This window comes from Streptomyces sp. NPDC102441, from assembly GCF_044765585.1.
GTDB lineage: Bacteria > Actinomycetota > Actinomycetes > Streptomycetales > Streptomycetaceae > Streptomyces.
On record NZ_JBIWKH010000011.1, the window covers coordinates 36,355 to 57,654 of the forward strand.

Genomic DNA, 21,300 nt, shown 5'->3' on the forward strand with positions numbered 1-21,300 from the left:
CGTTCCTCCAGCGTTCGAAGCGCCGCGTCCCTTACGGCGCGTTCCCCACGCTAGGTCCAGGTACGCACTCCCGCGCGCGGGCGGCAGCCGTCACGGTCGGCGGCCGGAGCGCAGCCCGCCGAGGCGGGCCGTTTTGTGATGGTGGCCGAGGCCGACGCGAATGGACCAACCAATCGGGGGCACGCCGCTCTACACGGACAGAATGCTCCTGACGGAGCGGAGTGGCAGGCGCGGCTTGTGTGAGGACGCTCCGAAGAGGCCTGTCCGTAAAAGCGCCGTCCGTCCGGCAGAGGAAGGAAGACCTGTTGTCCGACACATCCCGCTCTCAGCCCCGACGCCCCGACCCGGACTTCCCACAGCAGGATCAGGAGCATCCCGGATGGACCGGCCCCATGGACCCACCGCCGGATCACGGTGAGGACTCCTACCGGGGCACGGGACGGCTCCAGAACCGCAAGGCGGTACTGACGGGCGGCGACTCGGGTATCGGGCGCGCCGTCGCACTCGCCTTCGCCCGGGAGGGCGCCGACGTGCTGTTCACCTACTTGCCCGAGGAACGCGAGGAGGCGGAGGAGACCTCGCGCCTCGTGGAGGAGTCGGGCCGCACAGCTCTGGCCGTCGCCTGTGACATCCGGGAGGAGGAGCAGTGCCGGCGTCTGGTCGAACAAGCGGTGGATGCCTGGGGCCGCATCGACATCCTCGTCAACAACGCCGCGTACCAGATGTCGCAGCCGGAGGGCATCGCCGCGATCACCACCGAGCAGTTCGACCGCGTGGTGCGTACGAATCTGTACGGCATGTTCTGGCTGTCGAAGATGGCGCTGCCGCACATTCCGCGGGGCGGTTCCATCATCAACACCACCTCGGTCCAGGCATACAAGCCCAGTCCGCACCTGCTGGACTACGCCATGACCAAGGGCGCCATCGCCAACTTCACCCAGGGGCTGGCCCAGATGGTCGCCGCCGACGGTGTCCGTGTCAACGCCGTGGCGCCAGGGCCCGTCTGGACGCCCCTGATCCCCGCGACCCTCCCGGACACCACGGAATTCGGAAAGCAGTCGCCGCTGGGCCGCCCGGCCCAGCCCGCGGAGATGGCTCCCGCCTATGTCTTCCTCGCCTCGTCCGAAGCGAGCTACATCACTGCGGAGATCGTCAACGCCACTGGTGGCTCCCCGATCCCGTAGCGAGGGCCAGAAGGCAGACAGGGCTCGAGGGCGATGACTACGGGGACCATTTTTTCGGACACACGGCCGTGAACGTCAGCGGCCGAAGAAGAATCGAGAGGCGGACAGCATGCGTGCTCTGACCTGGCAGGGTCGGCGGGACGTCCGGGTGGAGACGGTCCCCGACCCGGTGATCGAACAGCCCGACGACGTGATCGTGAGGGTCACCTCCACGGGGATCTGTGGCTCCGACCTGCACCTGTACGAAGTTCTCGGACCATTCCTGGATCCGGGCGACATCCTCGGGCACGAAGCCATGGGCGTCGTCGAGGAGGTCGGCCCCGAAGTGCGGGCCCTCGTCCCCGGGGACCGGGTCGTCATCCCGTTCAACGTCTCGTGCGGCACCTGCTTCATGTGCTCCCGGGGTCTGCATTCGCAGTGTGAGACCACGCAAGTGCGTGAGTACGGCTCCGGCGCCTCCCTGTTCGGATACACGAAGCTGTACGGGCAGGTGCCGGGCGGGCAAGCCGGGTACCTGCGGGTGCCGTTCGGTAACACCCTGCCCATCAAGGTGCCCGAAGGGCCTCCCGACGACCGTTTCGTGTACCTTTCCGATGTCCTGCCGACCGCCTGGCAGGCTGTGGAGTACGCGGCGGTGCCGCCCGGCGGTTCGCTCACCGTGCTGGGGCTCGGCCCGATCGGTGACATGGCCACCCGCATCGCCCAGCACCGCGGCGCGGGTCTTGTCATCGGGGTGGACCTGGTGAACGAACGTCTCGATCGCGCCTCCGCGCACGGCGTGACCTGTCTGGACCTGCGCCGTCACGAGAAGGACATCGGGGACGCGGTGCGCGAGCTGACCGGCGGACGTGGCACCGACGCGGTGATCGACGCCGTCGGTATGGAGGCTCACGGCAACCCTGTGACCAAGGCCGCCCAGTGGGCGACCGGCCTGCTGCCGGACGCGCTGGCCAAGCCTTTCATGCAGAACGCGGGTGTGGACCGGCTCGGGGCGCTCTACGCGGCGATCGATCTCGTACGGCGCGGCGGGACCGTCTCGCTCTCCGGTGTGTACGGCGGGGCCATCGACCCCATGCCGTTGCTGCGCATGTTCGACAAGCAGCTCCAGTTCCGGATGGGACAGGCGAACGTGTTGCACTGGGCGCCGGAAATCCTGCCGCTGCTGACCGACGACGACGTCCTCGGCGTCGACGGTTTCGCCACTCACCACCTGCCGCTGGAGGCGGCGCCACAGGCGTACGCGGCCTTCCAGACGAAGCGGGACGGCATGATCAAGACTCTGCTGCGCCCCTGAGGGGTCCGTGCCCGTCAGGCACTCTCGGCTTCACAGGCTACTGAGCATCCGTGGCCAGAGGACTTTGACCGTGGTGTCGGTCCAGCGCACACTGCCAGGATCAGCCAGTGACGATACCGGTCACGAGGTTGATGGTGGTGGCCAGGATGCTGGCGCCGAAGAGGTACGACAGCAGGCAGTGCCGCAGGGCGACCGCGCGGATCGTGGCAGTGGAGACATTGGTGTCGGAGACCTGGTAGGTCATGCCGAGGTTGTAGCTGAAATAGAGGAAGTCGCTGTACCGGGGAGGGTCGTCGGTGTTGAAGTCGATCCCGCCGTCGGGTGGCAGGTAGTAGATGTACGCGTAGCGGGCGGCGTACATCAGATGGAGTGCCGCCCAGGCCATGAACACCCCGCACAGTGCCGTCGCCGCCGCCGCGTGGCTCAGGTCGGAGTCGCTGACCAGGAGCAGCACCACGATGCCGACCAGCCCGGACAGGGCGGAAACGACCACGGCGAGTTCCTCGACGACGGGCCGGAACTCCTCGCGCCGCGCGTTGCGATGGGTGGCGGCGGCGTTCATGGGCCACAGGACGATCCACCCCACCACGACGAACACCGTCTCCGCAGCGGCGATACCGGCGAGGACTCCCATGGGCGCGTGGGTCAGTACACCGGTCACCGCCCCGACGGCCGCTCCCATCACCGCCGCGCCGACGAGTCGGGGGACGGCGGACAGCACCAGCCAGTGACTCATGGGCACCTCACCATCGGGCCTGCCGCCTGAGCTGCTGCCGTGCTACTCCGAGGAGCCCTCCTTCGGGGGCAGGCCCACCTCTTCGCGGTCTTCTGCGAGGCGTTCGTCGGCCTTCTTCTCGTCCGGGCGCCTGGGCATACCACGTCCGTGCCCGCTGTCCGGGTCGCCTTCGACTTCCTTGTTGGACTTGTGGTGAGGAGCCATCGATCTCTCCCTTGAGTGACTGGTGCGGGTGCCCGAAAGCCGCTGATCAGTTGTGCCCGAACTTCCGCTCCCTCTTGTGCGAAACGGTCTCCCCGATCGCACGCACCGCGTCGGGCGTAGTCGCGGTCTGCGTCTGCTCCTTCGTCTCCGCGGCGGCGGCGCTGCGTTCATGGCCGCCGGTGCGGGCGCCACGGTTCTGCCTGCTCTGCTTCTTGCTCACGATCCTGCCTCCCGTCAGCGTCCGGAACGATGGGACACTTCCAGATTCGCATATGCGTACGAAAGCCGCATATTGCAGATACCTGCCGACGGCCCGATGGCGAGGTCCTCCGCGCTGCCGCCCGTGGTGCTGAGACCCGGGGCGGGTGCCCTGTCGGGGGCTCGGCTCGGTGCAGATCCCCAGTTGCGATCTGACCGGTCTGCCGGATGCGCTCGGGAGGACGTCGGTCAGCGCGTGTTCGCGGCCACGGCCCAGGACGCAGGACCGACCGCCGTTCCCGCGGCGGCCTCGGAGGCGGGGCGCGTACCGGAACTCGTACAGCGACTGGCCGCCCGCCCACCTGAGCTATCCGGAGGCGGTGCCGAAGCCGGCGCCGGTCAGATCGCAGCTCGCCTCCCACAACCGCGCCGCGAGGGAGAGGTCGGTGAGATGGTTCCACACCGCTTCACGCCGTGGCGCACCGCGCAGGCCGAAGAGCCGTGGCCCCCACAGCTGGCCTCCACGCACTTCAGGGTCGAGCACCGCACGGACCGCGGGCCACGCGCCGGCGTGCTTGCCCTGGAGGAGGAGGGCCGCGGGTGCCGCGCCCAGCCGTGCGCCGGCTGTCCGGACATGAACCGGTGGCCGTGACGGAGTGAGGGAGTCCAGCGCACCGCCGGGATGGGCCACCACGCTCGCCACCACGCTGTCCGCAGCACGCAGGCGACGGTCGAGTTCGAGACCGAAGTACATCTGTGCCAACTTGGAGCGGCCGTAGGCGCGCTTGGGCCGGTAGTCCCTCCGGGACTGCAGGTCGTCCAGATCGATCCGTTCCGACTTCGCCGCGAAGCTGCCCATCGTCACGACGCGGGCAGCCGGCGCGGCAGACAGCAGCGGCATCAGCCGGTCGGTCAACGCGAAGTGCCCGAGGTGGTTCGTGCCGAACATGAGCTCATGGCCGTCCCCGGTCTCCTCGCGCGGCGGATCGTCCAGCGCGACGCCGGCGTTGTGCACCACCGCGTCGAGGTGCTCCACCTCCAGCTCCAGCGATGCCACCGCTGCTTCGAGCGACGAGAGGTCGGCGAGGTCCAGCCGCACGGCCCGGACCCGCGCGCCGGGGACACGGTCACGGATCGAGGCCGTGGCGGCTTCGGCCTTGGCGGGATTCCGGCTGCCGAGCACGACGGTGGCGCCGGTCGACGACAACTGCTCCGCCACGAAGTACCCGATGCCGGCGTTGCCGCCGGTTACCAGGAAGACGCGACCGTCGGAACGGGGCAGCCGATGGACGTTCCAGGGCGGGGCGGAGGATGCGGACGGCATGGCTACGGGCTCCCTAGGTGTCGGCGGCGGCGGATGCCGCTCGCTCGGGTGACTCGGCACCTACGGTTCCAGTGGCCACCGATACGTCGCCTATGGATCACCGACGATCCCGCCAGACGACCGACATACCGCCGACGCGATGCCCGCTCCGGTGCCACGCTCCGCACGGACTCCGGTGTGACGGTCGGACCCGTCAGGTCCTGCCGTACCGGATGTGGACGTTCAGGGAGCCGGGGTGAGGTGTTCGCGGGCCCAAGCGGCGAACGTCGTCACCGGGACGCCCAGCGCGTGGGCGAACTCCGGGCGGGCCGGCTGCACGACGACGTTGTTCCACTCGTGCCCGGCTCCCCAGCCCGGCATACCCGCGGCGAGCGCCTCCGAAAGGCTCATCGACGGCGCCGGCACCCGAACACCCAGTACGTCCGAGAGGGTCCGGGCGATCTGCTCCATGGTGAGCAGGTCACCGCCCAGTTCCAGCTCGACCTCATGGAAGCGGTCCGGATCGCTGATGGCGTGTGCGGCTGCCACGCCGATGTCGTCACCGGCGACCAGCGCCAGCTCCGCGTCCGGCTTCAGGACGGTCGCCAGTCCGCCGGCCGGCCCGTGGGGCATCAGCTGAGGCAGGTTCTCCATGAAGTACGCCGGCTTGATCACGCACCAGCGCTCGAAGCCCGCGCCGCGCACAGTTTCCATGATCGCCTGCTTCGTCTCGAAGTACGGTTGCATGGCCGCCCAGCGGCCCTCGGCCCAACCCGGAGCCTGAACGTGATGGCCGACCCCACTGGTGGAGGACTGCACGAACTGCGGCACCCCCGCTTCCTGGGCCGCTCGGACCAGGTTGGTGGCCTGGGCCAGTTCCGCTGCGAAATCGACGCCGTCCTCGCTCATCGGCGGCATCTGCACCGAGAACACCGAGCGGACACCACGGACGGCGGGGTGCAGGGTGGCCCGGTCGTCGAGGTCGCCGGTGACCAGGTCGGCGCCCAGGGCCTCGATGATCTTCGCGCGCTCCGTGTGCGGATCGCGTACCAGCGCGCGGACGGGAATGCCGGCCGTCAGCAGCGCGCGGGCCGTCGCGCCACCTTGACGGCCGGTGGCACCGACAACCAGGGCAGGGGCCGGGATGGTGGTCATGATTACGCCTCCGTGTGGGCCGTAGATCGCGGAACGCAAAACGGCGGGGCCCGCCGTTTTGCTTCGCGCTACGATATGGCGGGGCCCGCCACTTAGCAAGCGAGGGAGACCATGCCCGGTCAGCGATCAGACGCACGCCGCAACTACACCCGCATCCTCGAGGTGGCCGAAGCCGAGGTGTCCGCCCACGGCGCCGACGCCTCCCTCGAACAGATCGCCCGCGTCGCGGGGGTCGGATCGGCCACCGTGCGCCGTCACTTCCCCACCCGGCAGGCCCTGCTGCATGCCGTCTTCCATGAGCGCGTCCAGGCGCTGTGCGCACGTGCCCGCGAAGTCGACGAGGCGGAGGACAGTCGTACGGCTCTTCTGACCTGGCTCCACGACCTGCTCACCTACGCGGTCTCCGCCCGGGGACTCGCCGACGTCCTCGCCTATGAGCCCCCCAGCGAGAACCCCGGCCAGGACTCGTGCGGCGCCGTCCTCGAGGCCGCGGGTGCCCCCCTGCTGCGCCACGCCATCAGCGACGGATCGGTCAAGGAGACCGTCACCTTCCATGACCTGGTCACCCTGACCGTGGGCATCGCCCTGGCCACCGAGCACCAGCCCGACGCCGCCGCGCGGGCCGACCATCTGCTTCGGCTCGCAGTCGACGGAGTGAGCCCCGGGAGCCCCCCGCGCTGAGCCCGGTGCTGGAGGTGCGTGTTGCGGTCTCCCGGCCGCGGGCCGTGCTGATGCAGCAGGCGGAACCCGCCGCCGGGTTCGTGACCTACTTGCGCTACCGCGTTCCCACGGCCGTCGGCGAGGAGGTGCCGCCGACGGCCGGTGTGCGGGGACTCAGTTGACGTAGACCTCTGCGCGGTCGACGCTCACGAAGGATCCCTGGGACTCGGAACTGTGCTGACCGGTCACCCGGACGCGGAGGGTGTGGTCCCCGTTCGCGAGCCGGGGGCTCTTGTACTGCACGGCTTCCCCGACGCGGATGGGGCCGTGGAAGTCCACCGTCTGCTCCGCTCCTCCGTCGATGCTGATGGCCGCGTAACCGTTGCCGGTGTCCTTGACGGACATCAGGGAGATTCGGGTACCGGTGAAGGAGTACGTGGCCGTGGCACCCGCGCTGTCGCTCCAGTGGTCGTCGCTCCAGAAGCACTGGGTCGCGCAGCCCGTGCCGGAGTTCCAGGCGCCGCTGTAGACCACGCTGCCCGTTCCGCCGGAGCGGCCGTCGTCGTTGATCCAGTAATTGCCCGAACCGGGATCGCCGGCGGGCAGGTCCTGGGTGGCACCGAGGGCGAGCGGCCGGCCGAAGTCAGGGGTGCCGTCAGCGCGCCAGGTGAACTTCTGCGCCCGGGTGGTGCGGTTGCTGTAGGTGGAAACGGATGTGGTCTTGGCGTGGTAGACGATCCAGTCCTCGGTGCCGTCCGGGGACCGGAAGAAGGCGTGGTGGCCCGGACCGAACACGCCCCGGTCGTCGGCCCGGGAGAACACGGCGTCCGGGTGCTGGTACCAGGCACCGGGTACGAGCGGGTCGGCGTCGGTCGGCAGCGACATCATCCGGACCTGGTAATCGGGCTTGCCGGTGTCGCAGGCTGAGTACGTCATCCACACACGGCCGTTGCGGTAGAGGAACTCCGGCCCCTCACGTACCTCTGGGCACCCACCGGCCGCGTCGAAGGCGACGGCGTCCCCGGAGACGGTGTACGGGTCGGACATCGGGGCGATGTTCAGGCCGTTGTGCTGGTACTGGTTGATGCCGCTGTAGGCGAGGTACAGACGGCCGTTCAGCTGGAGGATGCCGGCGTCGATGGCGAACTCGTCGGCGTGGTTGGGCGGGGCGAGCTTCGCCTTGAAGTGGTATGGGCCGGTGGGGTCGTCGCCCTCCGACTCCAGGACGTACAGGCGGTGATGGTCGTCGATGCCGTCGTCCGCCGTGTAGTAGAGGTACCAGCGGTCACCGAAGCGGTAGAACTCCGGAGCCCAGATGTTGCGGTTCCGGGAGGTGTCGGAGTCGGTCCATACGGTGACGGGGTCGGCGGCGGCGAGATCGCCGAGGGAGGGCGAACGCCACATCTTGATGCTGTCGCCCTGGGTGGTCGTGAGGTAGTAGTTCCCGTTCCAGTGGGTCATGAACGGGTCGGGCCCGGTGTTGAGCGGATTGCGGAACGTGCCGGCCGCAGCGGCTGCCGCCGGTGACGGCGCCGGAGCTGCCGCGGCAGGTGCTGTGATCGCGGGAAGCAGGCCCAGGACCAGCCCGAGAACTACGGCGAAGAGGGTGCTGACGCGTGGTGAGGGGCGCCGGGGGGATCGTGAGGGCATGAGGCTTCCTTCCGGGGCTGAGCCCGTTGCGGGATGGGGGACCACACGCGCTTTACATCGATGTAATTACGGGGCGACACGTTAAGTTCGGGCGATCCGCCTGTCAATGCCTGTCACAGGCGGCCGAGTTGGCCGATGCGCCACCGGAGGCTCACGGCCCATAGGCTGGCCCACATGTCTGTCACGTTGAGTTCCGCCAAGTCCCGTGCCGCCCTCCGTGTTTCGGCCCGCGTCTCCGGCGAGCTGCTCCTGGTCCTTGCCATGACCGCGGTCGCCATATGGGTGCTCGGGCGGATGTGGTCCGTCGTCTGGCCACTGGTGGTCGGCTTGTTGCTCACCACCCTCACGTGGCCCGCCGCGCGATACCTGCGCCGACGGCAATGGCCCCCGGCCCTCGCGGCCTCGGTGGTGACGGTGCTGTTCCTCCTGGTCGCCACGGGGGTCGTGGCGCTCATCGCGGTGCCTGTGTCCTCCCAGTCCGGGCAACTGACCGACGGCGTGGTCGAAGGTATCCAGAAGCTGCGCGAGTGGGCCTCCGGGCCGCCGCTCAACATCGGTGACGACCAGATCACCGGTGCGTTCGACTCTGCGACCGCCCGCATCCAGGACAGCTTGGGCAGCATGGTCACCACCGTCGTCACCGGTGTGAGCACGGTGGTCAACGGTGTGGTCACCGCCGTACTCGCGGTCTTCCTGATGTTCTTCATGCTCAAGGACGGCCCCCGCTTCCTGCCGTGGCTGGAGCGTCAGCTGCCCGGCCGGCTCGCCACCGACGTTCCTGCCGTGGCCGCGCGTGGCTGGGAGACGCTCGGTGAATTCGTGCGCTCCCAGGCCTATGTCGGCCTGCTCGACGCGGTCCTCATCGGCCTCGGTCTGTGGATCGTGGGAGTGCCGCTGGTGCTCCCGCTGGCGGTGCTGACCTTCGTGTCCGCGTTCGTGCCGATCGTGGGAGCCCTGTTCGCCGGCTTCGTCGCCGTCCTCATCGCCCTGGTATCGAACGGACTGACCGACGCGCTGATCGTGCTGGCGATCATCGTCGTGGTGCAGCAGCTCGAGGGCAACGTGTTCCAGCCCATGATCCAGAGCCGCGGGCTCGGTCTGCATGCCGCTGTGATCCTGCTCGCGGTGACGTTGGGCGGCAGTCTCGCCGGCATCGTGGGCAGCCTGCTCGCCGTACCTGCCGCCGCACTGATCGCGGTGGCCTGGAACTATCTGCGCGAGCAGCTCAGCGAGGAGCGGCAGGAACCGGAACCGAGTGACGCCGGCTCCTCGTCATGAAGCCTCCCGGCCGGCCCGGCGGTGGCCGGGACGAGCCGGGCAGCCGTACGGCGTCAGGCCCTTCCGCCGCGCTCCAGGGGAATCCTCTCGCCTGTCTCGACCGAGACCGGCAGCCGGTTCTCCGCCGGGGGCACAGGTGCGGCGCTCAACGGCCCGCCAACGGGACGTTGCCCGCCTCGGCGGGACGCGGACCGGCCGGGTGGTGCCACAGACCGCGCTTCTCCAGCAACGGCAGAACACCCTCGCCGAACCAGTACGCCTCCTCCAGATGCGGCACGCCGGACAGGACGAACTCGTCGATGCCCAGCCGGTGGTACTCCTCGATGAGGTTCGCGACCTCCGTGTGGCTGCCCACCAGCGCGGTACCCGCACCGCCGCGGACCAGGCCGACGCCCGCCCACAGGTTGGGGTAGATCTCCAGATTGCTGGTCTCCCCGCTGTTGTGCAGCTCGCGCATCCGCCGTTGCCCCTCGGACTCGCTCGTCGCCAGGCCCTGCTGCACCGCCCTGACGCGCTCCGGGTCCATGGCGCCGAGGAGCCGCTCCGCCTCGGCCCACGCCTGGGCCGAGGTGTCCCGGGTGATGGTGTGCAGGCGGATGCCGAACCGTACGTCGCGTCCCTGGGCGGCGGCCAACGAGCGCACCCAGTCGATCTTCTGCTTCACCTGCTGAGGCGGTTCGCCCCAGGTCAGATACACATCGGTGTACCGTGCCGCGACATCACCGGCCGCGGGCGACGAACCGCCGAAGTAGATCTGCGGCACCGGATCGGGCAGCCGGTTCAGCGCGGCGGACTCGACCCGTAGATGTTCGCCGTGGTGGTCGACCGTCTCACCGGCCCAGAGCCGCCGCACGATGTCCAGGAACTCCCCGGTACGGGCGTAACGCTGGTCCTTGTCGAGGAAGTCGCCGTACGCGCGCTGCTCGGCGGACTCGCCTCCGGTGACGACGTTCAGCAGCAGCCGGCCGTGGGACTGCCGCTGATAGGTCGCCGCCATCTGTGCCGACAGCGTCGGGCTGATCTGGCCGGGGCGGAAGGCGACCAGGAACTTCAGCCGCTCGGTGACCTGGGTGAGCATGGCGGTGGTGAGCCATGCGTCCTCGCACCACGCGCCCGTCGGGGTGAGCGCCCCGACGAAGCCGAGCTGTTCGGCGGTGCGGGCGATCTGGCCGAGGTACTCGATGGAGGCCGGGCGGTCTCCGCCGGCGGTGCCTGGCGTCGAGCCGTGGCCACCGCCGACGACGTGCCGGCTGTCACCGGTGGTGGGCAGGAACCAATGGAAGGTAAGAGCAGACATGCGGGAGCTCCAGAAGGGGTGCGGAGGACGGCGTGCCGGCATGCCGTGCAGGGCATGCCGCGGCTGCCCGGCGACGTACGTTCAGGTACGCGTCGAGGCGTGCGAGGACACGGGGGAGGAGAGGCCGCGGTGCGGTGGGGTGCCGTGAGGGAGACGGATGCGCGAGAAGCTCAGGGCCGGTGGCCCCGAGGCCTCAAGGGCCCGGCAGGCGTCAGCGGCGACAGGTCGCGCTGGACTGGCGACACAGGTCGACGTGCAGGCGCCCCACGAGGAAGTCGGCAGCAGCGGTCATGACAGGCATTGTGGGGGAGCCGCACCGCCCGGCTCAAGTCCTGGCACGCAGGTGTTCCAGCAGGTGAGACCGACGGTGGCTGAAAGGTGTTCGAGGGCGAGGGTGTGCCGCTCCGGTGACGGGAGGTGTTCCGACTGTCCTCATGCCTCGCCGAGGCCGGTGCAGCCGCCGGCGGGCACCGGTCCGAGCATGCCCGCCGGCGGTCACCGGCCCGAGGATCAGAGGCGGCTGCCCGGCACCACGGTGAACGTGGCGGGACCGGCCGGCAGGTCCACCGTGTACTGGCTCAGATAGGTGTCCAGATACGGCGAGCGGGCACCTTCGGTGGCGACGTCGTCGGACGGGTCGTCAAGGGCCAGCCGGAGCCGCGCTCCCTTGACCGTGATCCTGTCGCCGGACGGTGTGTCACGCCAGGAGCCGGTCCGGATGGACCCGGTCTCCACCGCGAGGACGTGCCCGGCCGCCAGCGTCCAGTCGGTCGCCTTGAGATCGACGGTGAGCCTGCCCGAGGTCAGCAGCGAGACCTGCTCGTCGAACATGACGGCGGTGCCGTCCGGGGCGACGTCGTACAGCTTGAGCATGACGTTCCCCTCTCCCTCTGCGGTCAGGGAGATCTGTGGGGTGCCGGTGACCCGCACGGCCTTCTTGAGCGGCTTGGACCACACGAAGAAGCTCGATGTGACCGCCCCGGTCCTCTGGAGCAGGGCCTGTCCCTCGGGAAGGCCCTGCGATGCCGCCGGATCGGTCGTGGGCGCGTTCTCCATGTCCCATTCGCCGGGGGCCTTCAGGTGCTCCCGGAGTGCCGGCACGCCGGACGTCGCCAGGGCGGCGAGGGAGGAGAGGCCGCCGTCGTCCACGTACGAGCCGCCGCCGAGGGGGAGTTCGACGGAGCGGTCCACGACCGGCCAGGTCTTCTGGGCCCGCCACACGCCGGTGGAGTCCTCGACGGAGTAGGCCGGGTAGCGGACCTCGGGCCTGGTGCCCTTGAGGTACTGGTCGTAGAAGGAGAGAGTCTCGTCGTACCAGCCCTCACGCCCCATGGCCAGACGTCCGTCACTGGTGCGGTCCCCGCCGCGTACGTGCTCCCACTGCCCGACCCAGCCGCGCTCGGGGCCCTTGTGGTTGTCCAGGTACTCCTGCATCTCCTCGGGCTTGGTGTTGTTCTCGATGAAGCCCTGCGTCACGAAGAGTGGTGTGTCGGTGCCCTTGGCCGCCTTCGCCAGGTCCCGGGAGGTCCAGAACGGGTCCTTCTGGTCGGCTATCCGGTATCCGGCCGCATTCTGCGTCAGGCACTCCGGATGGGACTCCTCATAACGGGAGTTGGCCAGGTAGCGCGGGTCGTCGTCCGGCAACTGGCCGAGTGTGGCAATGGAGTTGTAGGCATTGGCGGTGCCGGTGACGTTCGGGCGGGGTACGCCGTTCGAGTAGATGTACTGGTACATGTCCCAGACGGGCTCCTGGGCGACGACGGCCTTGAGCGCACGCTGGTCCAGGTTGTTGCCGACGAGGCCGGTCAAGGCGTCGTAGGACTTGCCGTACAAGCCCACCGCGCCTGTGGACCAGGGCTGTTGAGCAGCCCATCCGACCGCCGCCTTCACGTCCGCCTGCTCGCCGGGGCCGCCCCAGTCGAGGCAGCCGGTCGAGCCGCCGAAGCCGCGCAGGTCCACCATGACGAAGGCGTAGCCCTCGTCGAACAGGTCGGTGCCCTCGATGAAGTCCTGGAACCGGTCGGAGGGGCCGGTGTGGGTCCAGTCCTCGACGCCTGACTGCCCTGAGTGTCCGAAGTACGGGCCGACCGACAGGATGACGGGCACCTTCGCCTTCTTCGGCAGCCCCTCGGGCAGCAGCACGTCGGCGTGCAGTTCGGTGCCGGAGCGGTCCGAGGAGGGGAAGTAGTGCTGCGTCCAGAGGGCTCCCTCGGGGACGCGGTCGTTCTCCTGATGCGTGACGGGGCCGGTCGCGGTGGCGACCCGCCCCGCACGGTCCTGCGCCGCAGCGGGCGCGGAGGCGGCTGCGGGGCCGGCGAGGACGCCGGACAGCGCGAGCGTGGTGACGAGGGCTGAGGCGGCCCATTTGGCCGTGCGACGTGCTCTCACATGCTTCTCCCGGCTGGGTGGATACGGGGTTTCGCAGTGGCGCAGGCCGAGCAGCGGCCCCTGGCCCGCCGTGAGGGGCGCGGCGGTGGCCGCGCGCGTCAGCGGAGCTGGATCCCAGTCGCTGACGCGAACCGGAGCCGACGGCGGTGAAGTCTATGATCACTTCGGGAATGCTTCAACAGGCATGTATGTCACGCGTGTTACTGGTCCGAGCGCAGAGCGCGGCCCCTGTGGACCGCGCTCGCGTGTCGTCCGTTCAGTGTGTCGTGTCTCCGGAGCGGTTCGGCGCCGGGACGGGGGTACTCGTCAGGCCGTGGTGAACCAGAGTCAGGAACTCCTCGTCCGTGACGCCGAGTTCGCGTGCCTGGCCGATGAGGCCGTGCACGGCCTCGGTGAGCCGGGCCTGGCTCGCGGCGCCGGGCGCGGCGGTGATCACGGCGCCCCGGCCTCGGCGGAGCTCGATCAGGCTCTCGTCACGCAGCCGTTGATAGCCGCGGAGCACGGTGTGCACGTTGACGCCCAGCGACTCGGCGACCTCACGGGCAGGGGGCAGGCGCTCACCCGGGGCCGCCGTGCCGTTGGCGATCGCCCCCCGAACGCAGGCGGCGATCTGCTCGCCCAGCGGCACGGGCGAGCCGGGGAGAACCCGGAACAGCATGACTAGTGGTGCTCCCTTGCGTGTCGGTCGGTCAGTCCGTTGAGGAGTGCTGCCGCGGTGGTCGAGTCGTCGACCGTGACCACGTATTCGCGCCCCGTCGCCGTGCGGACCGAGAGGGCCTCTCCCGAACGCAGCACCACTCCGCGCCGGTTCGGGCGTATCCGGTAGCCCCAACCGCCGAACTCTCCCAGGGCGCTGACCTGGACGCTGTCGGCGCCGACGATGCTGCCGAGCGGGAGGGCGAGCCGAGGCCTGGGCAGGACCGTCGAGTTGACCGTGAGACCGCGCCGGTCGACGGTGACCCGGACGCCGGCGAACGCGACGCAGACCAGACCGAGGACGAGCGGCGGCAGCCCGGCCTGCCAGGTGCCGAATGCCAGGACGCACATCCCGACGAGCGCGACGGCACCGGCCGGGAGCAGCAGCACGGGGGACACCATGGTGCGGCTCCAGGCAGCCGCCTCACCCTCGGACAGAGGTAGCGAGGGGGCCGGTGGGGCGGGCTCGGGGCGCGGTCCCGCACCCATCAGCCACCAGGCCAGGGCGCCGGTGGCAGCGCCAGCGACGAGCAGCACGGCGACATGCCACAGCGGGAGTTGCACCTCGGCCGGGTCCTGGACGTCCGTGTTGACGAGGACGGTGATGACCAGCGGATAGCCGACCATGATCGCCGTACCGGCTCCGGCGGCGGCGTTGAGTCTCGACCCCGGACTTTCCTTGGAGACCAGGGCCATGACGGTGAACAGCAGCCCGAGACCGACGAGGAGGGCGCACCCGAACCACAGTGCGGTGCCCCGGCTCATGTAGTCGTCCGCCCCTCCGTCCGCCGAGAAGTGGGTGGCGATCCGCCCCGGCAGGCGGTCGTGATTCGCCAGAAAGACCCCGGAGTAGACGGCGGTGGCGACGACGAACGGCGCGGCCGTCAGGACACCTCTTCTGATGGCGGCCATCTGTCTCTCCCCCCTGAAGTTGTTTGTATTGAAGTAGAACAATAGCAGAATGCGTCCAGGGGGGACGGGGAGCAGGGCGTTCGTTCTACCGGCGGCCCGGTGTCCGGGTGGCGTCGGTGACGCGGTCGATCCGGTAGTAGTCGGCGACGCATCCTCCGGGCCAGTAGGAGCGCCCCCCACGGCTGAACGGCTCCAGCATCTGACTGATCACGAGTCGCTCGTACGGAAGGACCCTGGCGCCGGCGCTCGCCCCCTCGCGCAGCCGACGGTCCTGGGCATCCCACTTCCCCGCCCGATCACGCATGTTGGTGTCGAGGTCGAGCAGCGCCACGGCCGGCCCGAAGCAGACCAGGAGGCAGAGAGCCGCGCACGCGGCTTGCGAAGGGCCGGTCCTCCGTGCCCGCTGCCGGGCAGCCAGGCCCCACAGCGCACCGGCACCGATGAGGAGGGCCACGTAGACCAACAGGTAGTCGTTCCAGAGCCGGCTGGCGCTGGAATCACTCACCCGGCCCTGGAACACCGGGTAGGCCACGACCGTGCAGAGGAAGCCGGATACGAGGAGCGCGGCCACCGCCGCACAGGCCGTCAGCGCCCAGCGGGCGGGCAGGCCGGGTGCGCTTCCGTCCGGGCGCCGGCACAACAGCCCCAGGAGCACCCCCACCGCGACCGCCCCGACGTACTGCCAGGTGGTGGCCACGGTCAGCGAGATCTCCCCGAATCCTCGCAACGAGGCGGCGAGCGACTCCGGCGAGGCCATGGACGTAGTACCCGCCCCGAACCGGCTCCGTCGGCTCTCCGAGCCGGGTGAGGTGATCAGGACGAGGCCCCCGGCGACGACCCCGGTGACGCCCGCCGCGCACCAGAGACGGAGAAAGGGCCGGGAAGGACCGGCGGTGGCGCGTCCGCTGAAAACGAGGACGGTGACCAGCAGCACTGCCACGACGATCGCGGTCTCCTCCGAGAGGGTGCCGACGACCAGGCCGGCGAGAAGGGCCACGCCGATGGCCGCACCCCTGCCACCGCGGGAACGGGCCACCAGGAAGGGAAGCAGCGAGGCGCAGGCCAGCACCGGTGGCATCGTGTGCGAGACGGAGGCGGCGGGCCAGTAGAATGTCTTGTACGTGTTGGGCGTGACGAACAGGAAGAGCGCGGTCGCCATGGCCGAGACCAGCAGCGGCAGCCCGCGCGGCACGGTGAGCCGGAGACGCCGCAGCGCGAGGACCGCCGCCGCCCACAGCACCATGAGTGTCAGCACACCGGTGACCAGGCCGAACCACTGATGGCCTGCGACCTGGAACTTCGCGTAGGCCCCGACCAGTACGGCGTTGGCGACCCGCCCGTTGTCGTCGAAGTAGAACCGGCCGATGAGGCCCGTCACGCCCTCGTCCCGCACCGTCGGGAGGAAGCACCAGTCGTCCGCGCCGGGCCGGACCGACCTCCCGAACCACGCGGCCGCGGCGAGCAGGGCGAGAGGGGGGAGGGAGAGAGCGGTGAGCCACAGCGATGCCCGTGCGTGGGGCCGGGGGCCGTTCCGAGGGTGCCCGGGCACATCCCGCGCGTCGTGCTCGGGGGTGTCCGGCCGGTCAGGGGCCGAGGGCTCCGGGGTGCTGTCGGACATCCGCGCTCACCGGTCCTCGGGTGCGCTGATGGGGAGGTCGGGGACCGCCGCGCCCACCGGCTGCTCCGGCGGCCCGGCGGGGTCGGACACCTCGCGGCGGCCCGACATGATCGCCCACCGGGCCAGCAGGAACGAGACCGGGGTGACGAGGACGCCGGCGGCGAGCGCGGCCAGGTTCTTGTCCATGCCGAGACCGCTGACCGCCCCGTAGAGCAGAGCGCCCGAAGCCACGAGATTGACGACGCTCGACACGGGATAGCGCACGAAGGCACGCCACGTCGGCTTCGTCCGGCACGTGACGTACGAGTTGAGCAGGAACGAGCACACGATACTGACCACGTATCCGAGGACATGAGCGAGCAGGTAGGGGATCCAACGGTTCAGGACGGCGTAGACACCGAGATAGACGGCCGTGTTCACGCATCCCACCAGGACGAAACTGCCGAACTGGCGCGCGGTGCGGCTCGGTGGAGGGACGAGCGCGGTCAACGCGGGCGGAGGGCCGTCCGACGGCGCCGGACAGTCCTCGTCGGTCTCCCGCACCACATAGGGCGGCCGGTGTTTGGCCTCGTGGTAGATGCGCCCCACGTACTCCCCGATGACCCCGAGGGTAACCAGCTGGATTCCGCTGAGGGCCACCACCGCGGTGAGCAGGGTGGCGTAACCCGGGGTGTCGGCGCCGTGCAGCACGACGGTCACCACCGTCCACACCGCATAGGCCAGTGCCGAGAGGAAGACCCAGAAGCCGGCGTAGATGGCCAGGCGCAACGGGCGGTTGTTGAAGGACAGGAGCCCGTCGATCCCGTAGTTCAGCAGCCGTCTGCTTCCCCACTTCGACCGGCCGGCCACGCGTTCGCAGTTCCGGTAGCGGAAGCTGACCGTGTCGAAGCCGATCCACGAGAAGATCCCCTTCGAGAAGCGGTTGCTCTCCGGCATGGACAGGACGCTCTCCACCGCCCGCCGGGACAACAGCCGGAAGTCCCCGCTCCCGTCGAGGAGCTCCACGTCCACACAACGGCGCACGACGGCGTAGTACGCATGGCTGAGTGCGCTGCGGACCACGCCCTCACCCGAGCGGTCACGGCGGGGGATGACCTGGTCGTAACCGTGCCGGTGCAGTTCGAGCATGCGGGGGATGAGTTCGGGCGGGTGCTGGAGGTCGGCGTCCATGATCACCACAGCGGCGCCCCGCGACATGCGGAGACCGGCGAGCATGGCGGCCTCCTTGCCGAAGTTCCGGCTGAACGCCGTGTAGCGCGTCCGCTCGTCGTGGGCCGCGAACGCGTTGAGCAGCAGCCGGGTGCGGTCGCCGCTGCCGTCGTCCACGTAGCAGATCTCGAAGGCGTCTCCGAGCCCTTCCCCTTCCAGGACGGCCACCAGGGCCGTGTGGAAGGAGCCGATGCCCTCGGCCTCGTTGAAGCAGGGCACCACGACCGACAGCTGAAGGCCGGTCACGCGACACCTCCGGACGTCCTGGGACCCGGAGCGGTGGTCTCGGTGCGCTCCGTCCCACCACAGTCGCCCATCCGGTGGTGAAGTCACCCTCTTCACGCTCCGGACGCGCGAGCCGTCGGCTTCATTCGCACGAACGGCGCACGGTCACGGAAGGTACGAGGCGTGCAGAAGCGGCCCGCCCGAGCGGATCAGCGGTGTCCCACCACGTTGACCACGCGGCCGTTGGGGTCACGGACGAAGAACCGGCGCACGCCCCACTCCTCGTCCTGCAGGGGATGCACGATCTCGGCGCCGGTCTCCCGCATCACCGCGTAGGCCTCGTCCACGTTGTCCACTTCCACGCTCATGTCGGGGACGACCGGTGCCGTCTCGTCGTGGGTCATGAAGGTGATCTGCGCCGTGGGGTTGGAAGGAGAGGCGAGCGTCATGACCCAGCCGAGGTTCATGACCTCCTCGAATCCCAGACGTTCGTAGAAGCCCCGGCTCTCCTCCATGGCCTCTGAACGGATATCCGGCATGACACGGCGGATCGACACGGTGAGCTCCTTCTCCTGCTGACGCGCCAGAGCGGACGTGCGTCTGATTCTGTCCGGAAGGGCGCCGGGGCGCAGCTGCTCCGCCTGTCTCGGCCCCGCGTGCGGATCAGCGTACGGAGGAGGAGAACCGTGACGTCATGGACGGCTGGTCAGATATCCGCCCATGGTGGTGAAGTACTCCGTCGCGGGTACTTCCCTGCCGTCCTCGGTGCGTACGCGCGTGATGGCCAGCCCGTGGTTGCGGCCGGTGCGGGCGTCCGCCCCGGCGACGATCACCACGCCGTCGCCCTCGCGGTAGAAGACGCGCCCGGGTGTTCCGCCGTAACGGCCCTGGGACACCACCGAGGCGAGGACCTCGATGCGCTTGCCCCTGTGGAAGGTGAACGCGCTGGGGTACGGCTCGGACTGGGCGCGGACCAGCCGTTCGAGGTCCTCAGCGGGCCAGGTCCAGTCGATGCGGATGTCCTCGGCGGACCGCTTGTGGAAGAACGTCGCCCGGGAGCGGTCCTGCCGGGTGAACTCCGTCCGGCCGGCAGCGATCTGGCCGAGTGCGCCGATGGTGACCGGGCCGATGAGGTCGACGGTCTTGTGGAAGAGATCGGTGGCGGTGTCCGTCGGTCCGACCGGGACCGCCTCCTGTCCGACGATGTCGCCGGCGTCGAGCTCGTCGTTCATCATGTGCGCGGTGACGCCCACTTCGGACTCGCCGTTGATCAGGGCCCAGATCAGCGGCGAGAAGCCGGCGTACTTCGGCAGCAGCGAGTCGTGGACGTTCAGTGTGCCGTGTCGCGGGAGGGCGAAGATGCGCGGCGGGATCCACGTCCGCCAGTTGTTGGCCACGATGATGTCCGGGTCGGCCTCCTGGAGGCGCTCGAACAGCTCGTCGTCGTCGGGACGGTTACGGATCAGCACCGGGACGTCCCGTGCTTCCGCGAGGTCGGCGACCGAGTCGCTCCAGATCTTCTCGTACGCGTGCTCGCTCCTGGGATGCGTCACGACCAGAACCACGTCGTGCTCGGAGTCCAGGAGGGCTTGCAGGGTGCGGTGGCCCCAGGTCTGGTACCCGAACATGACGACACGCATGAATTCCTCCTTGGCGCAGTGACTGATGACTGCCCAGTAAAGCGAGGCTTACCTAAGTATGCAACCAGGCCCCATGGTGGAAGCGGCGCCCTGCGGTATCGACAGTTCCGGGAGATGAGCTTAGGCTCACCTAAATTGCGACGGGCGGACCCGATCGGCGTGCCCGGGCTTCGGTTCCGCGCGTCTTCAGGCGGCTTCCCCGCACGATGGGAGTGACATGTCACAGGTTCGGCCTGGCGACGGACCACCGATCCACGACCTCATCGGCATCGGTTTCGGGCCGTCCAACGTGGCGATGGCGCTCGCGATCGGCGAGCACAACGCAGGGGCCGGCGTGCGGGAGCCGGTCACCGCCCACTTCTTCGAACAGCAGCCGCGGTTCGGCTGGCACCGCGGGATGCTGATCGACGACGCGACCATGCAGGTGTCCTTCCTCAAGGACCTGGTGACGTTGCGGAATCCGGCCAGCGAATACAGCTTTCTCTGCTACCTCAAGAGCAGGGGCCGGCTGGTCGACTTCATCAACCACAAGAACCTCTTCCCCCTCCGGGTCGAGTTCCACGACTACTTGGAGTGGGCGGCGGCCCAGGTCGACAGCATGGTCACCTACGGCCACGAGGCCGTCGGTGTCACGCCTGTCGTGCGTGACGGCGCTGTGGAGTACCTGGACGTGACGGTCCGCTCGGCCGAGGGGCTCATGGTCCGCCGGGCCCGCAACGTCGTCATCGGGACCGGGCTGCGACCCCTCATGCCCGAGGGCGTGGAGCGCGGCGACCGCGTCTGGCACAACTCCGAACTGCTCGCGAGGGCCGACGGGCTGGAAGGCGCCTCGCCCTCCAGGTTCGTCGTCGTGGGCGCCGGACAGAGCGCCGCCGAGAACGTCGCCTACCTGCACCGCCGCTTCCCCGGGGCCGAGGTCTGCGCGGTCTTCTCCCGCTACGGCTACAGCCCCGCCGACGACAGCGGATTCGCCAACCGGATCTTCGACCCAGGGGCGGTCGACGAGTACTTCGCCGCCCCGGACGAGACCAAACGCAGGCTGATGGACTACCACGGCAACACCAACTACTCGGTGGTGGACATCGACCTGATCGACGACCTGTACCGGCGGATGTACCAGGAGAAGGTCCTCGGCGCGGAACGGTTGCGCTTCCTCAACGTGTCCCGGCTCGCCACCGTCGAGGAGAAACCGGACATGGTCCATGCCACCGTGAAGTCCCTGGTCACCGGCGAGGAGACCGTCCTGGACGCCGACATCGTGGTGTTCGCCACCGGTTACAGCCCTGTCGACCCCCTGGGCCTGCTCGGCGAGGCCGCGGACCTCTGCCTCCGAGACGAGGAGGGACGCGTCCGTGTCGGGCGCGACTACCGCATCGCGACCGATCCAGCTCTGGACTGCGGCATCTACCTGCAGGGCGGCACGGAGCACACGCACGGCATCACCTCCGCCCTGCTGTCCAACACCGCGATCCGGGTCGGTGAGATCCTGGACTCGATGCTCGGCCGAGGCCTCAAGGCCGCTTCCGACGAGGCCGGATCGGTCGCGGAGGCCGCCGGTGGCACCGCCGGCTAGGGCCGGCACGGACTCACCTTGCGGGCTCGCACAGGGGCCCGGCCGCCTGATGCGTACCGCGTAGATCAAAGGGATATCGT

General features: G+C 69.4%; 20 protein-coding genes. 5 read left to right on the plus strand and 15 right to left on the minus strand.

What is annotated here, in order from left to right; genetic code table 11:
* Positions 1 to 302 precede the first annotated feature (302 nt).
* Both ACIREO_RS24040 and ACIREO_RS24045 read left to right on the plus strand, forming a co-directional pair.
* The gene (locus tag ACIREO_RS24040; protein ID WP_404114055.1) at positions 303 to 1,184 is read left to right on the plus strand and encodes an SDR family oxidoreductase; all 882 of its coding nucleotides are present in this window, start codon (positions 303 to 305) and stop codon (positions 1,182 to 1,184) included.
* A 109-nt stretch (positions 1,185 to 1,293) separates the two neighbouring features.
* Complete coding sequence (locus ACIREO_RS24045) at positions 1,294 to 2,478, plus strand: alcohol dehydrogenase catalytic domain-containing protein (protein ID WP_404113621.1); 1,185 nt, start codon at positions 1,294 to 1,296, stop codon at positions 2,476 to 2,478.
* Positions 2,479 to 2,578: 100 nt separating this feature from the next.
* Here ACIREO_RS24045 and ACIREO_RS24050 read toward each other — a convergent pair whose 3' ends face one another.
* The 5 genes from ACIREO_RS24050 to ACIREO_RS24070 form a co-directional block, all read right to left on the minus strand.
* Positions 2,579 to 3,214 (minus strand): DUF1345 domain-containing protein, encoded by a 636-nt coding sequence (locus tag ACIREO_RS24050; protein ID WP_404113623.1) that lies wholly within the window; start codon positions 3,212 to 3,214, stop codon positions 2,579 to 2,581.
* Between the two features lie 42 nt (positions 3,215 to 3,256).
* Complete coding sequence (locus ACIREO_RS24055) at positions 3,257 to 3,418, minus strand: hypothetical protein (protein WP_404113625.1); 162 nt, start codon at positions 3,416 to 3,418, stop codon at positions 3,257 to 3,259.
* A gap of 46 nt (positions 3,419 to 3,464) precedes the next feature.
* Positions 3,465 to 3,638, minus strand: coding sequence for a hypothetical protein (locus ACIREO_RS24060; RefSeq protein WP_404113627.1), 174 nt, complete (start codon positions 3,636 to 3,638; stop codon positions 3,465 to 3,467).
* A 345-nt stretch (positions 3,639 to 3,983) separates the two neighbouring features.
* Entirely contained in the window at positions 3,984 to 4,940 is a 957-nt protein-coding gene (locus ACIREO_RS24065) for an SDR family NAD(P)-dependent oxidoreductase (protein WP_404113629.1), read from the minus strand.
* A 222-nt stretch (positions 4,941 to 5,162) separates the two neighbouring features.
* Positions 5,163 to 6,074, minus strand: coding sequence for an NmrA family NAD(P)-binding protein (locus ACIREO_RS24070; RefSeq protein ID WP_404113631.1), 912 nt, complete (start codon positions 6,072 to 6,074; stop codon positions 5,163 to 5,165).
* Positions 6,075 to 6,185: 111 nt separating this feature from the next.
* On the opposite strand from ACIREO_RS24070, the gene ACIREO_RS24075 reads away from it, so the two are divergent.
* Entirely contained in the window at positions 6,186 to 6,755 is a 570-nt protein-coding gene (locus ACIREO_RS24075) for a TetR/AcrR family transcriptional regulator (protein ID WP_404113633.1), read from the plus strand.
* Positions 6,756 to 6,908: 153 nt separating this feature from the next.
* Here the strand turns inward: ACIREO_RS24075 and ACIREO_RS24080 are convergent, their stop codons facing one another.
* Complete coding sequence (locus ACIREO_RS24080) at positions 6,909 to 8,384, minus strand: family 43 glycosylhydrolase (protein WP_404113635.1); 1,476 nt, start codon at positions 8,382 to 8,384, stop codon at positions 6,909 to 6,911.
* A gap of 174 nt (positions 8,385 to 8,558) precedes the next feature.
* Between ACIREO_RS24080 and ACIREO_RS24085 the strand changes: the two genes are divergently transcribed.
* Positions 8,559 to 9,662, plus strand: coding sequence for an AI-2E family transporter (locus tag ACIREO_RS24085; protein WP_404113637.1), 1,104 nt, complete (start codon positions 8,559 to 8,561; stop codon positions 9,660 to 9,662).
* A 145-nt stretch (positions 9,663 to 9,807) separates the two neighbouring features.
* Here the strand turns inward: ACIREO_RS24085 and ACIREO_RS24090 are convergent, their stop codons facing one another.
* The 9 genes from ACIREO_RS24090 to ACIREO_RS24130 all read right to left on the minus strand — a co-directional run bounded on the left by ACIREO_RS24090 (position 9,808) and on the right by ACIREO_RS24130 (position 19,647).
* Positions 9,808 to 10,959, minus strand: a complete 1,152-nt coding sequence (locus ACIREO_RS24090) for an LLM class flavin-dependent oxidoreductase (protein WP_404113639.1) — start codon at positions 10,957 to 10,959, stop codon at positions 9,808 to 9,810.
* Between the two features lie 211 nt (positions 10,960 to 11,170).
* Positions 11,171 to 11,260 (minus strand): putative leader peptide, encoded by a 90-nt coding sequence (locus ACIREO_RS24095; RefSeq protein ID WP_404113640.1) that lies wholly within the window; start codon positions 11,258 to 11,260, stop codon positions 11,171 to 11,173.
* A 209-nt stretch (positions 11,261 to 11,469) separates the two neighbouring features.
* The gene (locus ACIREO_RS24100) at positions 11,470 to 13,347 is read right to left on the minus strand and encodes a CocE/NonD family hydrolase (protein ID WP_404113642.1); all 1,878 of its coding nucleotides are present in this window, start codon (positions 13,345 to 13,347) and stop codon (positions 11,470 to 11,472) included.
* Between the two features lie 256 nt (positions 13,348 to 13,603).
* Positions 13,604 to 14,005: a GntR family transcriptional regulator gene (locus ACIREO_RS24105; protein ID WP_404113644.1), complete on the minus strand. Its 402-nt coding sequence runs from the start codon at positions 14,003 to 14,005 to the stop codon at positions 13,604 to 13,606.
* Positions 14,006 to 14,007: 2 nt separating this feature from the next.
* Positions 14,008 to 14,955, minus strand: coding sequence for a DUF1648 domain-containing protein (locus ACIREO_RS24110; protein ID WP_404113646.1), 948 nt, complete (start codon positions 14,953 to 14,955; stop codon positions 14,008 to 14,010).
* 85 nt (positions 14,956 to 15,040) lie between these two features.
* Positions 15,041 to 16,573, minus strand: a complete 1,533-nt coding sequence (locus ACIREO_RS24115) for a DUF6056 family protein (protein WP_404113648.1) — start codon at positions 16,571 to 16,573, stop codon at positions 15,041 to 15,043.
* Between the two features lie 6 nt (positions 16,574 to 16,579).
* Positions 16,580 to 18,028: a glycosyltransferase gene (locus ACIREO_RS24120; RefSeq protein ID WP_404113650.1), complete on the minus strand. Its 1,449-nt coding sequence runs from the start codon at positions 18,026 to 18,028 to the stop codon at positions 16,580 to 16,582.
* A gap of 188 nt (positions 18,029 to 18,216) precedes the next feature.
* A complete protein-coding gene (locus ACIREO_RS24125; RefSeq protein WP_404113652.1) occupies positions 18,217 to 18,564 on the minus strand; it encodes a VOC family protein in 348 nt (115 codons plus the stop codon).
* A 135-nt stretch (positions 18,565 to 18,699) separates the two neighbouring features.
* On the minus strand, positions 18,700 to 19,647 hold the full coding sequence (locus tag ACIREO_RS24130; protein ID WP_404113654.1) for a methionyl-tRNA formyltransferase: 948 nt from the start codon (positions 19,645 to 19,647) through the stop codon (positions 18,700 to 18,702).
* Between the two features lie 217 nt (positions 19,648 to 19,864).
* Between ACIREO_RS24130 and ACIREO_RS24135 the strand changes: the two genes are divergently transcribed.
* The gene (locus ACIREO_RS24135; protein ID WP_404113656.1) at positions 19,865 to 21,220 is read left to right on the plus strand and encodes a lysine N(6)-hydroxylase/L-ornithine N(5)-oxygenase family protein; all 1,356 of its coding nucleotides are present in this window, start codon (positions 19,865 to 19,867) and stop codon (positions 21,218 to 21,220) included.
* The last annotated feature ends 80 nt before the right edge of the window (positions 21,221 to 21,300 follow it).

Excerpts from the sequence above, each read along its gene's own strand:
- ACIREO_RS24055 (WP_404113625.1), bottom strand. The coding sequence starts at position 3,418 with ATGGCTCCTCACCACAAGTCCAACAAGGAAGTCGAAGGCGACCCGGAC.
- ACIREO_RS24065 (WP_404113629.1), bottom strand. The coding sequence starts at position 4,940 with ATGCCGTCCGCATCCTCCGCCCCGCCCTGGAACGTCCATCGGCTGCCC.
- ACIREO_RS24080 (WP_404113635.1), bottom strand. The coding sequence starts at position 8,384 with ATGCCCTCACGATCCCCCCGGCGCCCCTCACCACGCGTCAGCACCCTC.
- ACIREO_RS24115 (WP_404113648.1), bottom strand. The coding sequence starts at position 16,573 with ATGTCCGACAGCACCCCGGAGCCCTCGGCCCCTGACCGGCCGGACACC.
- ACIREO_RS24075 (WP_404113633.1), top strand. The coding sequence starts at position 6,186 with ATGCCCGGTCAGCGATCAGACGCACGCCGCAACTACACCCGCATCCTC.
- ACIREO_RS24110 (WP_404113646.1), bottom strand. The coding sequence starts at position 14,955 with ATGGCCGCCATCAGAAGAGGTGTCCTGACGGCCGCGCCGTTCGTCGTC.
- ACIREO_RS24045 (WP_404113621.1), top strand. The coding sequence starts at position 1,294 with ATGCGTGCTCTGACCTGGCAGGGTCGGCGGGACGTCCGGGTGGAGACG.
- ACIREO_RS24135 (WP_404113656.1), top strand. The coding sequence starts at position 19,865 with ATGTCACAGGTTCGGCCTGGCGACGGACCACCGATCCACGACCTCATC.
- ACIREO_RS24105 (WP_404113644.1), bottom strand. The coding sequence starts at position 14,005 with ATGCTGTTCCGGGTTCTCCCCGGCTCGCCCGTGCCGCTGGGCGAGCAG.
- ACIREO_RS24085 (WP_404113637.1), top strand. The coding sequence starts at position 8,559 with ATGTCTGTCACGTTGAGTTCCGCCAAGTCCCGTGCCGCCCTCCGTGTT.
- ACIREO_RS24050 (WP_404113623.1), bottom strand. The coding sequence starts at position 3,214 with ATGAGTCACTGGCTGGTGCTGTCCGCCGTCCCCCGACTCGTCGGCGCG.
- ACIREO_RS24095 (WP_404113640.1), bottom strand. The coding sequence starts at position 11,260 with ATGCCTGTCATGACCGCTGCTGCCGACTTCCTCGTGGGGCGCCTGCAC.
- ACIREO_RS24090 (WP_404113639.1), bottom strand. The coding sequence starts at position 10,959 with ATGTCTGCTCTTACCTTCCATTGGTTCCTGCCCACCACCGGTGACAGC.
- ACIREO_RS24130 (WP_404113654.1), bottom strand. The coding sequence starts at position 19,647 with ATGCGTGTCGTCATGTTCGGGTACCAGACCTGGGGCCACCGCACCCTG.
- ACIREO_RS24070 (WP_404113631.1), bottom strand. The coding sequence starts at position 6,074 with ATGACCACCATCCCGGCCCCTGCCCTGGTTGTCGGTGCCACCGGCCGT.